This window comes from Brevundimonas diminuta 3F5N, assembly GCF_900163625.1.
In the GTDB taxonomy this organism is placed as follows: domain Bacteria; phylum Pseudomonadota; class Alphaproteobacteria; order Caulobacterales; family Caulobacteraceae; genus Brevundimonas; species Brevundimonas diminuta_A.
Genome location: NZ_FUIE01000038.1, coordinates 1 through 15,620, shown reverse-complemented (window position 1 = coordinate 15,620; position 15,620 = coordinate 1). Strand labels below are relative to the sequence as shown.

The 15,620-nt window shown below is 69.4% G+C and carries 18 protein-coding genes; 7 read left to right on the top strand and 11 right to left on the bottom strand.

What is annotated here, in order from left to right:
* Window positions 1-50: 50 nt before the first annotated feature.
* Together FM111_RS07435 and FM111_RS07430 are read right to left on the bottom strand one after the other, a co-directional pair.
* On the bottom strand, window positions 51-830 hold the full coding sequence (locus tag FM111_RS07435; protein ID WP_087140337.1) for an SDR family oxidoreductase: 780 nt from the start codon (window positions 828-830) through the stop codon (window positions 51-53).
* Entirely contained in the window at window positions 830-1,126 is a 297-nt protein-coding gene (locus tag FM111_RS07430) for a 4a-hydroxytetrahydrobiopterin dehydratase (RefSeq protein ID WP_024355112.1), read from the bottom strand. Before FM111_RS07430 ends, FM111_RS07435 begins: the two co-directional genes overlap by 1 nt.
* Window positions 1,127-1,250: 124 nt before the next feature.
* On the opposite strand from FM111_RS07430, the gene FM111_RS07425 reads away from it, so the two are divergent.
* From FM111_RS07425 to FM111_RS07415, 3 genes are read left to right on the top strand one after another with little or no spacing between them, the layout of a single operon-like run.
* Complete coding sequence (locus tag FM111_RS07425) at window positions 1,251-2,036, top strand: class I SAM-dependent methyltransferase (RefSeq protein ID WP_087140336.1); 786 nt, start codon at window positions 1,251-1,253, stop codon at window positions 2,034-2,036.
* The gene (gene ubiB / locus FM111_RS07420; protein WP_087140335.1) at window positions 2,024-3,607 is read left to right on the top strand and encodes a 2-polyprenylphenol 6-hydroxylase; all 1,584 of its coding nucleotides are present in this window, start codon (window positions 2,024-2,026) and stop codon (window positions 3,605-3,607) included. The genes FM111_RS07425 and ubiB overlap by 13 nt, the downstream gene beginning before the upstream one ends.
* 23 nt (window positions 3,608-3,630) lie before the next feature.
* The gene (locus FM111_RS07415) at window positions 3,631-4,128 is read left to right on the top strand and encodes a hypothetical protein (RefSeq protein WP_087140334.1); all 498 of its coding nucleotides are present in this window, start codon (window positions 3,631-3,633) and stop codon (window positions 4,126-4,128) included.
* Here the strand turns inward: FM111_RS07415 and arfB are convergent, their stop codons facing one another.
* The 6 genes from arfB to FM111_RS07385 all read right to left on the bottom strand — a co-directional run bounded on the left by arfB (window position 4,129) and on the right by FM111_RS07385 (window position 8,931).
* A complete protein-coding gene (arfB, locus tag FM111_RS07410) occupies window positions 4,129-4,530 on the bottom strand; it encodes an alternative ribosome rescue aminoacyl-tRNA hydrolase ArfB (RefSeq protein WP_087140333.1) in 402 nt (133 codons plus the stop codon).
* The gene (locus FM111_RS07405) at window positions 4,527-4,985 is read right to left on the bottom strand and encodes a YaiI/YqxD family protein (RefSeq protein ID WP_087140332.1); all 459 of its coding nucleotides are present in this window, start codon (window positions 4,983-4,985) and stop codon (window positions 4,527-4,529) included. The genes arfB and FM111_RS07405 overlap by 4 nt, the downstream gene beginning before the upstream one ends.
* Before the next feature lie 152 nt (window positions 4,986-5,137).
* Complete coding sequence (gene thrS / locus FM111_RS07400) at window positions 5,138-7,078, bottom strand: threonine--tRNA ligase (RefSeq protein WP_087140331.1); 1,941 nt, start codon at window positions 7,076-7,078, stop codon at window positions 5,138-5,140.
* The gene (yidD, locus tag FM111_RS07395; RefSeq protein ID WP_087140330.1) at window positions 7,075-7,323 is read right to left on the bottom strand and encodes a membrane protein insertion efficiency factor YidD; all 249 of its coding nucleotides are present in this window, start codon (window positions 7,321-7,323) and stop codon (window positions 7,075-7,077) included. Before yidD ends, thrS begins: the two co-directional genes overlap by 4 nt.
* A gap of 80 nt (window positions 7,324-7,403) precedes the next feature.
* Entirely contained in the window at window positions 7,404-7,874 is a 471-nt protein-coding gene (locus FM111_RS07390) for an iron-sulfur cluster assembly scaffold protein (protein WP_087140339.1), read from the bottom strand.
* A gap of 244 nt (window positions 7,875-8,118) precedes the next feature.
* Window positions 8,119-8,931, bottom strand: coding sequence for a tetratricopeptide repeat protein (locus FM111_RS07385; RefSeq protein ID WP_087140329.1), 813 nt, complete (start codon window positions 8,929-8,931; stop codon window positions 8,119-8,121).
* An 89-nt stretch (window positions 8,932-9,020) separates the two neighbouring features.
* On the opposite strand from FM111_RS07385, the gene FM111_RS07380 reads away from it, so the two are divergent.
* The 3 genes from FM111_RS07380 (at window position 9,021) to FM111_RS07370 (ending at window position 11,757) form a co-directional block, all read left to right on the top strand.
* Window positions 9,021-10,403 carry a leucyl aminopeptidase family protein gene (locus tag FM111_RS07380; protein WP_087140328.1) on the top strand — a complete coding sequence of 461 codons (1,383 nt, stop codon included), beginning with the start codon at window positions 9,021-9,023 and terminating at the stop codon, window positions 10,401-10,403.
* A gap of 80 nt (window positions 10,404-10,483) precedes the next feature.
* The gene (locus FM111_RS07375; protein ID WP_087140327.1) at window positions 10,484-11,284 is read left to right on the top strand and encodes a C40 family peptidase; all 801 of its coding nucleotides are present in this window, start codon (window positions 10,484-10,486) and stop codon (window positions 11,282-11,284) included.
* Window positions 11,285-11,337: 53 nt separating this feature from the next.
* Window positions 11,338-11,757: a GNAT family N-acetyltransferase gene (locus FM111_RS07370; protein WP_087140326.1), complete on the top strand. Its 420-nt coding sequence runs from the start codon at window positions 11,338-11,340 to the stop codon at window positions 11,755-11,757.
* Window positions 11,758-11,819: 62 nt separating this feature from the next.
* Here the strand turns inward: FM111_RS07370 and FM111_RS07365 are convergent, their stop codons facing one another.
* Window positions 11,820-12,530 (bottom strand): c-type cytochrome, encoded by a 711-nt coding sequence (locus FM111_RS07365; protein WP_256968137.1) that lies wholly within the window; start codon window positions 12,528-12,530, stop codon window positions 11,820-11,822.
* 132 nt (window positions 12,531-12,662) lie between these two features.
* Here FM111_RS07365 and FM111_RS07360 point away from each other — a divergent pair, with 132 nt between their 5' ends.
* The gene (locus tag FM111_RS07360; RefSeq protein ID WP_087140338.1) at window positions 12,663-13,385 is read left to right on the top strand and encodes a 3-deoxy-manno-octulosonate cytidylyltransferase; all 723 of its coding nucleotides are present in this window, start codon (window positions 12,663-12,665) and stop codon (window positions 13,383-13,385) included.
* Here the strand turns inward: FM111_RS07360 and FM111_RS07355 are convergent, their stop codons facing one another.
* Together FM111_RS07355 and FM111_RS07350 are read right to left on the bottom strand one after the other, a co-directional pair.
* Window positions 13,386-15,248 (bottom strand): DNA polymerase III subunit gamma/tau, encoded by a 1,863-nt coding sequence (locus tag FM111_RS07355; RefSeq protein ID WP_087140324.1) that lies wholly within the window; start codon window positions 15,246-15,248, stop codon window positions 13,386-13,388.
* A 57-nt stretch (window positions 15,249-15,305) separates the two neighbouring features.
* Window positions 15,306-15,620, bottom strand: a 315-nt coding sequence (locus tag FM111_RS07350) for a DUF3597 domain-containing protein (protein ID WP_143276058.1), incomplete at its 5' end; no start/stop codon positions are given.

Genomic DNA, 15,620 nt, shown 5'->3' with positions numbered 1-15,620 from the left:
ACTGGGTCCCGGCGTCCGCCGGGATGAGCGGGTTATATTAAGCGCGCCCCCTACTGCGCCGTCAGTCCGCCGTCGATCTTGAACTCGGCGCCGGTCACGAACTTTGATTCATCTGACGCGAGATACAGCACGCAATAGGCCACGTCGTCCGGCTCGCCGATGCGCTTCAGCGGAATGCCGCGCGCCAGCTTTTCGTGCGCGTTCGCTTCGTCCCCGCCCGCCATGGCGATGAAGGGATCAAGGATCGGCGTCTTGATGAAGACCGGGTGCACCGAGTTGGCGCGCACGTTCCAGCCCGCCTTGGCGCATTCCAGCGCGACCGTCTTGGTGTAGAGCCAGACTGCCGCCTTGGTGGCGTTATAGACGCCCATGCCCGGCGCGGCCGCCAGTCCGGCGATCGAGGAGATGTTGACGATCGACCCCGCGCCCGAGGCCCGCAGCGGCGCCATGGCGTGCTTGCAGCCCAGCATGACGGATTCCAGATTGACCGCCTGAACCTTGCGCCAGTTCTCCAGCGTGTCCTGCTCGGCCCACAGCAGACTGCCGCCGATCCCGGCGTTGTTCACCAGGATGCTGAGCCCGCCCATGTCCTGAACCGCCGCGCCGACGACGCGGACCCAGTCGTCTTCGCGCGTGACGTCATGCTCATAGGCGAAGGCCATGCCGGGATGCTCGGCGTTGATCGTCTCGGCCAGCGCCCGCGCGCCGTTCAGGTCCAGGTCGCTGAGCGCCACCCTGGCGCCTTCGCGAACCAGCATCCGCGCCATCGCCTGACCCAGGCCCCCGGCGGCGCCGGTGATCAGGGCCGCCTTGCCCGCGACGCGGCCCATTACTCGACCAGACCTTTGACCGCCTCGTCGATGAAGCGGGCCATCGCCACGTCGCGTTCCGTCACGCCGTCGGCGTCGTGAGTGGTCAGCAGCACCTCGACGCGGTTGTAGACGTTGGACCACTCAGGATGGTGGTCGACCTTGTCCGCCAGCAGGGCGACGCGGGTCATGAAGCCGAAGGCGGCGTTGAAATCGGCGAAGCGCAGGGTGCGCGCGATGGCCGGGCGCGGATCGTCGGCGCGGCGCCAGTCGGGCAGGCCCGCCAGAACTTCGGTCACGTCGAGGGCGGCGGTCATGGGCGTCTCCTTGGATTTTGTTCAGGCGTATCGCGGCCCCCGAGGCGCGACAAGCCGCAAGCCTGCGTCAGATGCGACGCTTCCCCGGATGACGGCGGCGACGGGAGGCGTTACACCCCCATCCATGACCCAGGCCGATCCTTCCTCCAACGCTTCCGGCAAGACATCCTCCTTCGGCTTCCGCGACGTGGACGCCAGGGAAAAGGTGCAGATGGTGCGCGGCGTGTTCGATTCCGTCGCGTCCAACTACGACCTGATGAACGACCTGATGAGCGCGGGCGTGCACCGCATCTGGAAGGACGCGACGGCGGCCAAGCTGAACGTCCGTCCGGGCGAGGTGGTGCTGGACATGGCCGGGGGCACCGGCGACATGGCTCGCCGCTATTCCAAGATGGCCCGCGCGGCCCAGGAACGGCGCGGCGGCGAGGACGCTACCGTCATCGTCATGGACTACAACGCCGAGATGATCCTGAACGGCGTGGCCAAGGGCGGCGAGCCGGAGATGGCCTGGGGCGTCGGCGACGCCATGAACCTGCCCTTCCCCGACGCCTGCTTGGACGCCTATTCGATCAGCTTCGGCATCCGCAACGTGTCGGACGTCGCGGGCGCCCTGCGCGAGGCGCGCCGCGCGCTGAAGCCGGGCGGCCGCTTCATCTGCCTGGAGTTCTCGCGCCCGACGACCGGCGCGCTGCGCAAGGCCTATGACGCCTGGTCCTTCCACGCCATTCCGCGCATCGGCCAACTGGTCGCCAAGGACCGTGACTCCTATCAGTATCTGGTCGAGAGCATCCGCCGCTTCCCCGATCAGCAGACCTTCAAGCGGATGATCGAGGAGGTGGGCTTCAGCCGCGTCACCGTCACCAATCTGTCGGGCGGGATCGCCGCCATCCACCACGGGTGGGCGATCTGAGCCGGCTGACCTTCAACGCCCCGCCGCCGACGCCAGAGGCCCAGCCGGTCCGCCATCCGGTCGGCGCGGCCTTGCGCATGGTCCGCTGGGGCTGGGTGCTGGCGCGCCATGACGCCCTGATCCCGCGTGAGGCCAATCCCCTGCTGCCCGCCTGGGGCCGCCCGTTCGCCCGCCTGATCCAGCTGTTCGCCAGCCGCAAACACCGCGCCGGACGACCCGGCCAGCGGGTCGGCCAGGCGTTTGAGCATCTCGGCCCGGTCGCCATCAAGCTGGGCCAGGTGCTGGCGACCCGCGCCGACATCTTCGGCCTGCAGTTCGCCCAGGATCTGGGGCGTCTGAAGGACAAGCTGCCGCCTTTCCCGCTGGAAGAGGCCAAGCGCGAGATCGAACGGTCGCTGGGCCGTCCGGCCGAGAGCCTGTTCATCGACCTGGTGGAGCCCATGGGCGCCGCTTCGCTCGCCCAGGCGCATCCAGCCTGGCTGGCCGACGGGCGCAAGGTGGCGGTCAAGGTGCTGCGCCCCGGCGTCGAGCGCCGCGTGGCCCAGGGGCTGGACGCCATGCGCCTGGGGGCCAAGCTGGTCGACCGCTTCGTCGAACCCGCCCGTCGGCTTGAGCCGCGCGCCTTCGTCGAGATCATCGCCCAGTCGCTGCAGCTGGAACTGGATATGCGGCTGGAGGCGGCGGCCGCGTCCGAACTGGCCGAGGTCATGGCCAAGGACGGCTATATGTCGGCCCCTGCCGTGGTCTGGGACGGGGTGGGCAAGCGGGTGCTGACGCTGGAATGGGCGCCCGGACTGCCGATGACGGACCCGGCCCTGGTCGAACTGCCGGGCCTCGACAAGGACGCCCTGGCCGACAAGGTGGTGCGCGCCTTCCTGGTCCAGGCGCTGGACCACGGCGTTTTCCACGCCGACCTGCACGAAGGCAATCTGTTCGCCGACGCCCCCGCCCAACTGACGGCCATCGACTTCGGCATTGTCGGCCGGCTGGGCCCGGCCGAGCGGCGCTACCTGGCCGAGATTCTGTGGGGCTTCATCAGCCGCGACTACGACCGCATCAGCCGCGTCCATTTCGAGGCGGGCTATGTGCCGCCGCATCACTCGGTGGACACCTTCGCCCAGGCCCTGCGCGCGGTCGGCGAGCCGGTGATCGGCCGCCAGGCCAGCCAGGTGTCGATGGGCCGTCTGCTGGGCCAGTTGTTCGAGATCACGGCCCTGTTCGACATGCACATGCGGCCTGAACTGGTGTTGCTGCAGAAGACCATGGTCTCGGTCGAGGGGGTGGCGCGCCGTCTGAACCCCGATCACGACCTGTGGGAGGCCGCCAAGCCGGTGGTCGAGCGCTGGATCAAGCGCGAGCTGGGACCGCAGGCCCAGATCAAGGAAACCGTCGAGGAGGCGATGGCCGCCCTCAAGGCCCTGTCGCGCCTGGTGCAGAACCCGCCGCAATCTCAGACGTTGGTGATCGAGAAGGCCGGAACGCGGCCCTGGGTGGTCGCCGCCGTCACCGTCGCAGTCTGCGCGTCGACGGCCGCCTTGGTGCTGACGCTTTGGCCGATGATCGTCGCCTGACGTTTCTTCGGAGCCTGAGTTTCATGAAGACCTCTTCCTTCGCCGTCGTCCTGTCGGGCGCTCTCCTGCTGGCAGTCCCGGCGCTGGCCCAGACCACCGCTCCGAGCCGGGCGCCGACCCAGGGCGCGGCTGCGGCGACGCTGCCCGACGCCTTCGAGGGGGATGCGTCCGCCGCTTCGGCGCCGCCCGCCTCGCCGTCGATCGCCGGTCCCGCCGCCCAGGCGCCCGACATCGCCCGCTCTGAAGAGGCCCTGCGCCGGGTCATCGCCGCCTTCCAGACCAATCAGATCGACTATGCGGTGTTCAGCACCGACATGGCCGAGCAGATCCGCGCCCAATCCGGCGCTGTGGCGCCCCTGATCCAGCAGTTCGGTCCGTTGAAGACGATCGAACATCGCGGCCAGCAGAGCGGCGCCGACATGTTCCGCGTGGTGTTCGAGAAGCAGGCCACTGACTGGGTCATCGCCTTCGACGACCAGGACCAGATCGCGGCCCTGCTGTTCCGTCCGGCGCAGGACTGATCAGTCCAGCGACGGCTTTCCACGCCCGCTCTTGATCGAAGATCGGCTGGACTTGGCCTGCAGCCGCCGTTCCTTCGATGCGCGCGTCGGCCGAGTCGGCACGCGATAGACCGGCTTGATCGAGGCCTCGGCGACCATGGTCTCCAGCCGTTCGATGGCGTCGGCCCGGTTGCGCTCCTGCGTGCGGAAGCGCACGGCGCTGATGACGATCACCCCGTCCAGCGTCAGGCGGCTGCCCGCCAGCTTCATCAGCCGCGCCTTCACCGGCTCGGTCAGGCTGGGCGAGTTCCTGACGTCGAACCGCATCTGCACGGCGGTCGAGACCTTGTTGACGTTCTGGCCGCCGGGGCCGCCGGCGCGGAAGAAGCGGAACTCCAGCTCGTCCTCGGGGATGCGGCTCATGACGCCTCCCGGCGCGCCCGCACGACGGCGGCGTCCAGCGCCTGCAGGAAGCGCGAGCGGTCGGCGGCCGAGAATGGCGGCGGCCCGCTGGTCGGCACGCCCATGGAGCGCAGGTGCTCGCCGATCATCCGCCCGGCCAGGGCCGACCCGATGGAGTCCGTCGTGAAAGGCTGGCCGTTCGACTTCAGCGCCTGGGCGCCCGATTTCAGACAGCGATCGGCCAGCGGAATGTCGGCGGTTATGACGATGTCGCCGCGCTGGGCGCGCTCGGCGATCCAGTCGTCGGCCACGTCCGGCCCGGCGTCGACGACGACCTGTTCGATCAGCGGCTCGCGCGGCGTGTTGATCCAGGCGTTGGACACCACGAAGACCTTCAGGCTGCAGCGGCGCGCCACGCGATAGACCTCCTCCTTCACGGGGCAGGCGTCGGCGTCGATGTAGAGGGTTGTGGCCATGACAGGCTTATGGCGCCTTTTCCTCCCCATTTCATGGGGAGGGGGACCACGAAGTGGTGGAGGGGCCAGCACGACCGGCAGCCCCTCCGACACGTCGCCTTGCGGCGCCGCGCCACCTCCCCACAAAGTGGGGAGGAGAAGCGCGTTCCGTCTTACGCCACGCCGTCGCGGATGCGCTTCAGATCCGGCGCCAGGGCTTCGTCCGTCAGCATGGCGATGGCTTCCTCGACCGTGACGATGGTCTGGGCCTGAGAGCCGAAGCGGCGGATGGCGACCTTGCCTTCCTCGGCCTCCTTGCGGCCGACCACGGCGATGGCGGGCACCTTGGCGACCGAGTGTTCGCGGATCTTGTAGTTGATCTTCTCGTTGCGCAGGTCGATTTCGGTGCGCAGACCCGCCGCCCGGAACTTGGCCAGAACCTCTTCGGCATAGCCGTCGGCATCCGAGGTGATGGTCGCCACCACGGCCTGCGTCGGCGCCAGCCACAGCGGGAAGGCCCCGGCGTAGTTCTCGATCATGATGCCGATGAAGCGCTCGAACGAGCCCAGGATCGCGCGGTGCAGCATGACCGGGCGGTGCTTCTGGCCATCCTCGGCGATGTACGTGGCATTGAGCCTTTCCGGCAGGACGTAGTCCAGCTGGATCGTGCCGCAGGTCCATTCGCGGCCGATGGCGTCCTTGACGATGAAGTCCAGCTTGGGCGCGTAGAAGGCGCCGTCGCCTTCGGTGACGACCGGCTCGGTCCCGGCGGCGCGGGCGGCTTCGGCCATCAGGGCCTCGGCCTTGTCCCAGAACTCGTCCGTGCCGGCGCGGTTCTCGGGGCGGGTGCCCAGGCTGATGTAGGCCGTCTCCATGCCGAGGTCGGCGTGGACGCTGCGCGCCAGCTTGATGAACTCGGCCGTCTCCTCGACGATCTGGTCCTCGCGGCAGAAGATGTGGGCGTCGTCCTGGGTGAAGCCGCGCACCCGCATCAGGCCGTGCAGCGAACCCGACGGCTCATAGCGGTGGCAGGCGCCGAACTCGGCCATGCGCAACGGCAGTTCGCGATAGGACCGCTGGCCCTGATCGAAGATCTGCACGTGGCCGGGGCAGTTCATCGGCTTGAGGCTGAGCGTCTCGCCCTCGACCGTTTCGCAGACGAACATATTGGGGCGATACTTGTCCCAGTGGCCGCTCTGTTCCCAGAATTTGCGGTCCAGCACCTGCGGCGTCTTGACCTCGACATAGCCCGCAGCGTCCAGACGGCGGCGCATATAGGCCTCCAGCACGCGCCACAGCACCCAGCCCTTGGGGTGCCAGAAGACCATGCCCCGGCCCTCTTCCTGCATGTGGAAGAGCTCCATTGCGCGGCCTAGCTTGCGGTGGTCGCGCTTCTCGGCCTCCTCGATACGCAGCAGATAGGCGTCCAGGTCTTCCTTGCTCGCCCAGGCGGTGCCGTAGATGCGCTGTAGCTGGGCGCGGTTGGAATCGCCGCGCCAATAGGCGCCGGCCAGCTTGGTCAGCTTGAAGGCCTTGCCCACGAACTTGGTCGTCGGGAAGTGCGGCCCCCGGCACAGGTCGGCCCATTCGCCCTGCTTGTAGACGGTGATCGTTTCCGTCTCGGGCAGGTCGCGGATCAGTTCGGCCTTATATTCCTCGCCGATCTTTTCGAAGTGGGCGATGGCCTCGTCGCGGTTCCAGACCTGACGCTCCAGCGGGGCGCCCCGGTCGATGATCTCGGCCATCTTCTTCTCGATCTTCGGGAAGTCGTCGGTCGAGAAGGGCTCGTCGCGGGCGAAGTCGTAATAGAAGCCGTCCTCGATGGCCGGGCCGATCGTGACCTGAGTGCCGGGGAACAGCTCCTGCACCGCCTGGGCCAGCACGTGGGCGGCGTCGTGGCGGATAGTCTCCAGCGCCTCGGGATCGTCGCGCATCAGCAGGCGGAAGTCGCCGTTCCCGTCGATAACGCGGTCCAGGTCGCGCTGCTCGCCGTTCCAGACGACCAGGGCCGCCTTCTTGGCCAGCGAGGGCGAGATGGCGGCGGCCACGTCGCGGCCCGTCGAGCCGGCCGGATACTGACGCACGGCGCCGTCGGGGAATTTCAGTTCGATCATGACGGTCGTTCTTTTTCAGACTTGGCGGGCGGGACGGGATCATAGCCCGAACCGCCGAAGGGATGGCATTTACAGAGGCGCCGCACGGTGAGCCATCCCCCCCGCACCGGACCGTGCCGGATCAGGGCGTCGCGCCCGTAATCCGAACAGGTCGGCATGAACCGGCACTGCTGGCCGATCAGGGGGGACAGCGTCAGCTTATAGCCCCGATGGGCCGCGCGGACGCTGCGTTCATAGAGAGACATCTGTCCCTTCGCCGGGGGCTCTGTTTCGGGTTCGTCGCGCTTATCCCTCTTCACAGCAGGGGGATCAACCGACGCGCCGTTCAGGCCGCGCCGGCGAGGCGAGTTCGCGTATCGCTGTGGTGTTTCGCCAACGCCTGCTGCACGGCGTCCAGCGTCGCCTCCAGCGCCACCATGGTCGAGGCGTGGCGGGCGGGATAGTCGGCGACCTGCTTCAGCACCCGCAGGCCCTCGAAGCGGCCCTCGGGGCCGTCGCCGCCGGATTTCAGCATGGCCGACATGGCGTCGCGCGCAGCCTCGATCTCCTGAACCGAGGCGCCGAGGATGTTTTCCCCGACCACGCCCGCCGCCGCCTGGCCCAGGGCGCAGGCCTTGACCGTCTGGGCGAAGTCGCTGACGCGGCCGTCGGCGTCCAGCGTCACATCGACGATCGCCTTCGACCCGCACAGCTTGGCGACCCGCTCGGCCGAGCCTTCGGGCGCAGGCAGGCGCCCGCTGTGCGGCAGGTTCGCCGCCAGCGACAGGATGCGCGCGCTGTAGAGGTCGTCGATCACGGGATGAAGATAGGCGTTCACGGGCGCAAGGTGAAGGGAGGCGGTGAGATAGCGCGAGGCTTCTCCCTCCCCGTCCCGGGGAGGGTGGCTGAGCCTGAAAGGCGATGCCGGGTGGGGGCGGCAAGGCTATTTAGGCGCCGAGGCCGGGATCGCGTCGAGTTCCGTATCACCAGGCCCTCCCCACCCCGGTCTCCGCTTCGCTCTGACCACCCTCCCCGGGACGGGGAGGGAGAGGCGTTGCGCTTTACCCGCCTTGCAGCGACGACCACGTTCGCGCCGTCGGCGACGTCTCGGCGACGGCAGGCATCGGGCTCTGCCCCGGCTGCATCCGCGCGGCCAGCCAGCGCAGGTTCTGGTCCGCCGCCTCGGGCGGCAGGTCGCGGCGCAGGATGGCTTCGGCCTCGGCGGTCTTGCCCTGCAGGCCCAGCGCCAGGGCCAGGTTCTGGCGCACCTGCATCCCGGCGCCCGGCTGGGCGGCGGCGCGGCGCAGCAGGATTTCGGCCGAGGGGGCGTCGCCCTCGCCGATGCGGGCGATGGCGGCGTTGGTCAGGACGTCGGCGTTGTCGGGCGAAAGGCGCAGGGCCTCGTTCCAGGCGGCCTTGGCGTCGTCGGGACGGCGCACCTGCTGATAGGCTACGCCCAGCAGCGACAGAGGGCGCCAGTCGCGCGGCGCAGCCGCCTTCGCCTGTTCCAGCGCGGCGATGCCGTAGAAGGCCTGGCCGCGCGCGATGTGGGCGCGCCCGACCTCCAGCATGGCCTCGACATTGGCGGGCTGGACGACCAGCACGCCTTGGGCTGTTTCGGCCGCCTGGTCATACTGTCCCAGTTCGCGCAGGGCCTGGGACAGCTTCACCCCGGCGAGCGGGTCCACCGGATTGATTTGCTGCTCTTGGGTCCAGAAGACCGAGCGGCTGAGGGCGTCGGCCCGATCATAGCCCGCGCGCGTCGCGGCGTCGGCGGGGGCGCGCGGCGCGGGCGCTGTCTGGCTGAGAGCCGGGGCGGCGAGGGCCATAAGCGTCAGGCTGACGGTTGCGGCGAGGGCGACGTTGCGCGACATGGAAGGGGTCCGTGGCGGTTCAGCCCCTAGGGTCGCGCCGACGGGTCAAGGTTTGGTTAATCGGCGTTAAGCGTCGGAAAGGTCGCCCCATGTCCCATCAGTCCGATCTGCTGATCCCCGCTTCAGCGGCTGCGCGCCCGGTCCGCATCGCCAAGGCGGGCGCGACGTTGGACGGACGCATCGCCGCCTGGGCTGAGGCCAACGGCTTTACCGGTAAGGCGGGCCAACTGCTGGTCGTCCCCGGCGCCGACGGCGCGCCGGAGCTGGCCCTGTTCGGGGCAGGCGAGGCCTTTGACCCCATGACGGCGCGCGGCCTGCCGACGCGCCTGCCCGCCGGCGACTGGCGACTGGAGGGCGTCGAGGGCGAGGCGGCGCATTCGGCGGCCTTGGCCTTTGCGCTGGGGGGCTATCTGTTTGACCGCTACAAGGCCCGGCCTGAGCGCGGCCGCGCCCGTCTGGCGGCTCCGGAGGGGCTTGATCTGACGGCGACGCTGAACATCGCCGCCGCCTGCGCCCTGACCCGCGAGATGGTCGACACCCCTGCCGCCGACATGGGGCCGCTGCAACTCGAAACCATCGCGCGTGAGATCGCCGAGGGCGCGGGCGCGAGCCTGACCGTCACGACCGGCGACGTCCTGCTGGAGGAGAATTACCCGGCGGTCCACGCCGTCGGCCGCGCGGCCGCCCCGCACCGCGCGCCGCGCGTGCTGGAGATCGGCTGGAATCTGGACAAGGCGGACCGGCCGCTGGTGGCCCTGGTCGGCAAGGGGGTGGTGTTCGACACCGGCGGTCTGGACCTCAAGCCCGCCGCCGGGATGCGCAATATGAAGAAGGACATGGGCGGCGCCGCCCACGCCTTGGCGCTGGGCCGCCTGATCATGCAGGCCGGTCTGCCGGTGCGGCTGGTGGTGCTGGTCGCGGCGGTCGAGAACGCGGTGTCGGCCGACGCCTTCCGCCCCGGCGACATTCTGAACAGCCGCAAGGGCCTGACCATTGAGATCGGCAACACCGACGCGGAAGGCCGCCTGATCCTGGCCGACGTCCTGACGCGGGCGGGCGAGCATGAGCCGGACCTGACGCTGGACTTCGCCACCCTGACCGGCGCGGCACGCATCGCCCTGGGGCCGGAGCTGCCGCCGCTTTACACCGACGACGACGCCCTGGCCGAGGGGGTTTTGAACGCGGGTCGCGCCGTGGGCGACCCCCTGTGGCGGATGCCTCTGTGGGCGGGCTATCGCGCCTCGCTGGACAGCGAGATCGCCGATGTGCGCAACGATTCCGCCGCCTGGGCCCAGGCCGGGTCGGTGACGGCGGCGCTCTTCCTGCAGAAGTTCGCCCCGGCGACGGGCAGCTGGGCGCACATGGACGTCTTCGCCTGGAATCCGCGCGCCCGTCCCGGCTGGCCCGAGGGCGGAGAAGCCCAGGCCATCCGCGCCTGCTTCCGCTACCTCAGCGACAAATTCGTCAAATAGCCAAGGCTGTTAACGCCCCCTTCGGGATCGGCGCCTAGGGTGGGCGGCTCGAATTGTCCGAGCCGTCTAGAGACCGCCGCTTGACCGATGTCCTGGCCCTGCTGCCGCCTGGCGCGCCCCTGATCCTGCGGGACGGGGATCGCGTGGTGCTGGCCGAGCAGGCGCTGGAAGGCCTGATGCGGGCCGAGGCCTATCGCCGGACCGAGCCCGCCCATTGCCGTCTGCCGGTCGCCGATATCGTTGCGGACGACGGCGGGCGCATCGACCAGCTGCTGTTCGGCGAGGCCTTCGACGTTCTGGAGCGCCGTCAGGACCGCGCCTGGGGCCGAGCGCGGCGCGACGGCGCGGTCGGCTGGGTTTCGCTGGACGCCCTGGCGCCCGGCGCGCCGCTGGCGACGCGCCGCGTGGCTTCCGTTTCCGCCGCCCTGCCGCTGAACGCCCTGGTCGGCGATGATGCTCCCGGCCTGGCTGAGTCTGATCTTCAGTCCGTCGGCGCGTTCGAGCGTGATCTGGCCGCCGTGGCCGAGCGCCTGCTGGGCCGTCCGCACGCCCTGGGCGCCCGCTCTTCGCTGGAGACCGACTGTTCGGGTCTGGTGCAGCAGGCTTTGCTGGCCTGCGGCCTGCCCGGTCCGCGCCGTGCGGATGAGCAGGCCCGCCTGGGCCTGGCCGTGACGCGCGCGGACGCCCAGCGCGGCGATCTCGTCGTCTGGCTGTCGCAGGCCGAGGGCGACTGGACCGGCCATTCGGCCCTGATGGTCGACGCCGAAAGCGTCATCCATTCGACCGGCGCCCGTGGCGGCGTGGTGGTCGAGACCCTGGCCGAGGTCGAGGCCCGCCTGACCGCCGACGGCTTCGCCTCTGCGGTTTTCCGCCGTCTCTGAGGCCTGTTTCGCGGCGTTGACGCGGGATCGCTCGTCCGCTCATAACTGAGCGAATGAAGCCAGAGGCGCCTGCCGTAGAGATCATCACCGAATGGCGCGGGGCGTTCGATAACGCTGAGCTCAACGTGCTTCACGCCGAATGCTTCGAGCACCGACTGTTCGCGGACGACTGGTGGGCGCAGGTCAATCGATACAGCCTGGGCTGGGTCTGTCTGCGACGGGGGGAGCGGTTGATCGGTTTTGTGAACGTCGCCTGGGACGGAGGCGTTCATGCCTTCGTTCTGGACACTATGGTGACGCCGGACCACCAGCGGCAGGGCCTCGCGCGGACCTTGATCGAAGAAGCAGTCGCCCGTTCGCGGGCCACGGGCTGCGAATGGCTGCACGTCGATTTCGACCCGCACCTTCGGCCTTTCTATTTCGACGCCTGCGGGTTCACGCCGACCGACGCCGGATTGATCGCTCTGAAATAGGCCAGAACGAAGAAAGGCGACCCGAAGGCCGCCTTTCCGTCGTCTGTCGTGTCCGTTCGCCCTTAGGCTTGCGGCGCGGGGGCTGCTGCGGCCTCGGCGGCAGGCGCCTCGGCCGGAGCGGCGCCGGCTTCCGTCGCGGCGGCGCCTTCAGCCGCCGGCGCTTCGCCTTCGGCGGCGGCCGGGGCGGCGGCGCCCGGCTGACGGGCGGGGTCCGGCGCCGGGATGGCGAAACCGGCCGAGCCTTGCGAGCGCAGCCAGGCGATCAGGTTGATGCGGGTCTTCTCGTCGCGGATGCCGGCGAAGGACATCTTGGTGCCCGGCACATAGCGGCCCGGCGCGTTGATGAAGTGATCCAGCTCGTCATAGTTCCAGGTCGGAGCCTCGGCCTTGTGCTTGGCCATGGCGTCCGAATAGGCGAAGCCCGCGCGGTGCATGGCGGGGCCGCCGACTACGGCGAACAGGTTCGGGCCGATGCCGTCGGCGCCGCCCGAGTTGACGGTATGGCAGGCCTGGCAGCGCGCGAAGGCGGCTTCACCGGCGGCCAGGTCGGCGGTCGGCAGGACCGTGCCCCAGTCGATCGGCAGGGCGGCTTCGGCTGCGCCCGCGGCCGCTTCATCCGGCGCGTCGACGAAGTAGCCCATCTTTTCGGGCTGCTTGGTGTGGTAGACCATGCCCGAAACCTGCTGGACCACCAGGATCGCAAAGGCGGTGCCCAGGCACGCGCCCATAATCTTGTTCCACTTCAGATCGCCGCTCATTCCGCGTCGTCGCATCCCGTCTCTAGGTGAGCCCCCCAACCGCGAAGCGGCGTTCAGGCGTATTCTTGCGTGGGCGTCTCTTACACGCTAGCGCGACCTTCGCAACCGGCCCGGACGTTTCCGGGCGCTTCAAGATGCTTGGCGATCATGAATCCGCTGATAATGATACCCGCTCGCATGGCCGCCACCCGTTTGCCCGGCAAACCCCTGGCCGACATCGGCGGCAAGCCGATGATCGTACGCGCCTGGGAGCAGGCCATGGCCTCGGGCTTCCGCGTCGCCGTGGCGGCGGGCGATCCGGAGATCGTCGCGGCGGTGCAGGCGGCGGGCGGCGAGGCGGTGCTGACCGATCCCGACCTGCCCAGCGGCTCGGACCGCATCCTGGCGGCGGCCCAGGCGGTTGATCCCGACGGGGCGCATGAGGTGGTCATCAACATCCAGGGCGACATGCCCTTCGCCTCACCAGACCTGGCGAAAGCCTGCGCCGAACTGCTGGCCCGCGAATCAGCCTGCGACATCGCCACCCTGGTCGCGGCCGAGGCGGATGTCTCGGACCGGGCTAACCCCGATGTGGTCAAGGCGGTGCTGGCCCTGCCGGACGGCGGGACCAGCGGCCGCGCCCTCTATTTCACGCGCTCGACCCTCTACGGCGACGCTCCGATCTGGCGTCACGTCGGCATCTACGGCTATCGCCGCGAAGCCCTGGCGCGTTTCTGCGCCGCCCCGCCGTCGCCGCTGGAGAAGCGCGAAAAGCTGGAGCAGTTGCGCGCCCTGGAGATGGGTCTGCAGATCTGGGCCTCGGTGATCGACGAGGCGCCGCTGTCGGTGGACAATCCGGCGGACCTGGAGGCCGCGCGGGCGCTGGCCTGATCAGTCGTCCTCGCCCGGTTCGCCGTCGTCGGGGATGGCGGGCATCTCCACGGCTGGGGCCAGGGTGACGATCTCCTTGATCTCGGCGCCGGGGAAGGCCTGCATGATGGAGACGATGAAGGGGTCGGCCTCGACCGCCGCACGGCGGGCGATGCGGGCCTTCTTCTCGACCTCGATCAGGGTCTCGCCGCCGCCCTGACCGTTGGCGGCGATCAGCCAGGTGCGGCCGGTCCATTCCTTCAGCCGCCCGGCCAGACGCCGCGCCAGATCGTGGGGCGAGCCTTCGGCCGGCTCATAGGTGATGGCGCCGGGACGGAAGCTGACCACCCGGACGTAGCGCTCTACGTCCATCTGCAGGGTGATCTCGCGCTTCTCGCCGATCAGGGCGACCACGGCCTCGAAGCTCTGCGGGTCAGGCAGCGCAGGCGCCGCCATCGGGCGCGCTGCCAGCATGGCCGAGGCGCCGCCGCCTCCACCGCCTGAGCCGCCGCCGCGCGGACCGGCCCCGCCGCCTGGGACGCCGCCCGACTGGATCGCCTTCAGCGCCTCTTCCGGGCCGGGCAGGTCGGCGGCGTAGGCCAGACGCACGATGGCCATCTCCACCGCATCGGCCGGATTGGGCGCGCGCCGCACTTCGTCCAGCGCCTTCAGCAGCATCTGCCAGGTGCGCGACAGGGTTCCGGCCGAGATCGCCGCGCCCAGCGCCGCCAGCTTCTGCGCCTGATCGCCGGGCAGGCGGGTGGCGTTCGGTCCCAGCATCTTGGCGACCGAGGCCGCGTGGCAATGCTCCAGAAGGTCGTTGGCCACCTGCACCGGATCGGCGCCGTAGCCGTACAGGGTGCGGAAGGTCGTCAGGGCCTCGGCCGTCTTGCCCGCCATCGTCTGTTCGAACAGGGCGATGGTCTGGGTGCGGTCGGCCAGACCCAGCATGTCGCGCACCGTGGCCGTCTCGACCACCGCGCCGCGCTCGGCCTGAACCAGCGCCTGATCCAGCAGGCTGAGACCGTCGCGCACCGAACCTTCGGCCGCGCGCGAGATCAGCGCTAGCGCCTCCTGCTCGATCTTCATGCCTTCGCGGTCGGCGACGCGGCTCAGATGGCCGACCAGAACCTCCGGCTCGACCCGGCGCAGGTCGAAACGCTGGCAGCGGCTCAGGATCGTCACCGGCACCTTGCGGATCTCGGTGGTGGCGAAGATGAATTTGGCGTGGGGCGGCGGTTCTTCCAGCGTCTTCAGCAGGGCGTTGAACGCCTGCGTCGACAGCATGTGGACCTCGTCCAGCACATAGACCTTGTAGCGGGCCTCGACCGGCGCGTAGCGGACGCTTTCCAGGATGTCGCGGATGTCGTTGACGCCGGTGTGCGAGGCGGCGTCCATCTCCATCACGTCCATGTGCTGGCCCGCCATGATGGCGGCGTCGTGCCGCCCCGTGGGTGTCAGCGCCAGGGACGGCTTGTCGATGGTCTCGGTTTCATTATTCAGCGCGCGGGCCAGCAGGCGCGCAGTCGTCGTCTTGCCGACGCCCCGCACCCCGGTCAGCATGAAGGCGTGGGCGATGCGGCCGGTGGCGAAGGCGTTGGTCAGGGTGCGGACCATCGCTTCCTGACCGATCAGGTCTTCGAAGGCGCGCGGCCGGTATTTGCGGGCCAGGACGGTGTAGGCCTCGCCCTCGGCGGGCGGCGCTTCGAAAGCCTTGGGAGCGGGGACGGGCGCGGGCTCCGCCTTCGGTTCAGGCGCGGGTTCGGCCGCAGCGACGGGCGGCGGGGCGCCGAACATGTCGTCGGTGTTGGGGTCGCGCACCTCGACTTCGGGCGCGTTTTCCTCCCACGGAGGACCATCGAGACTGTGATCAGCGTCGCTCATGGCCCACTCTTAGCGCGAAGGAGCGCGCTCGCGCACCCCCTCGCGCCGCAGAGAGGCTTAGAGATCGGTGGGCAGTTGGCCGCCGTTGTCGCGGATCTTCTGAATCACCTGCTTGTGCAGCCAGATGTTCATGCTGGCGCTGTCCGACTTGTCGCCGGTGTAGCCCAGTTCGTCAGCCAGCTCCTTGCGCTCGGCGAGCGAGGATTCCAGGCCGATCAGCTTCATCAGGTCGACAATGGAGGTGCGCCAGTTCAGCTTTTGCGCGCGCTGCTCGTTCATGAAGTCGAGGATGCCGGCGACGTCGACCTCGGCGGCGGGCTGGGGCGCCACGGCGGCCAACTGCCCACCGATCTCTAAGCCTCTCTGCGGCGC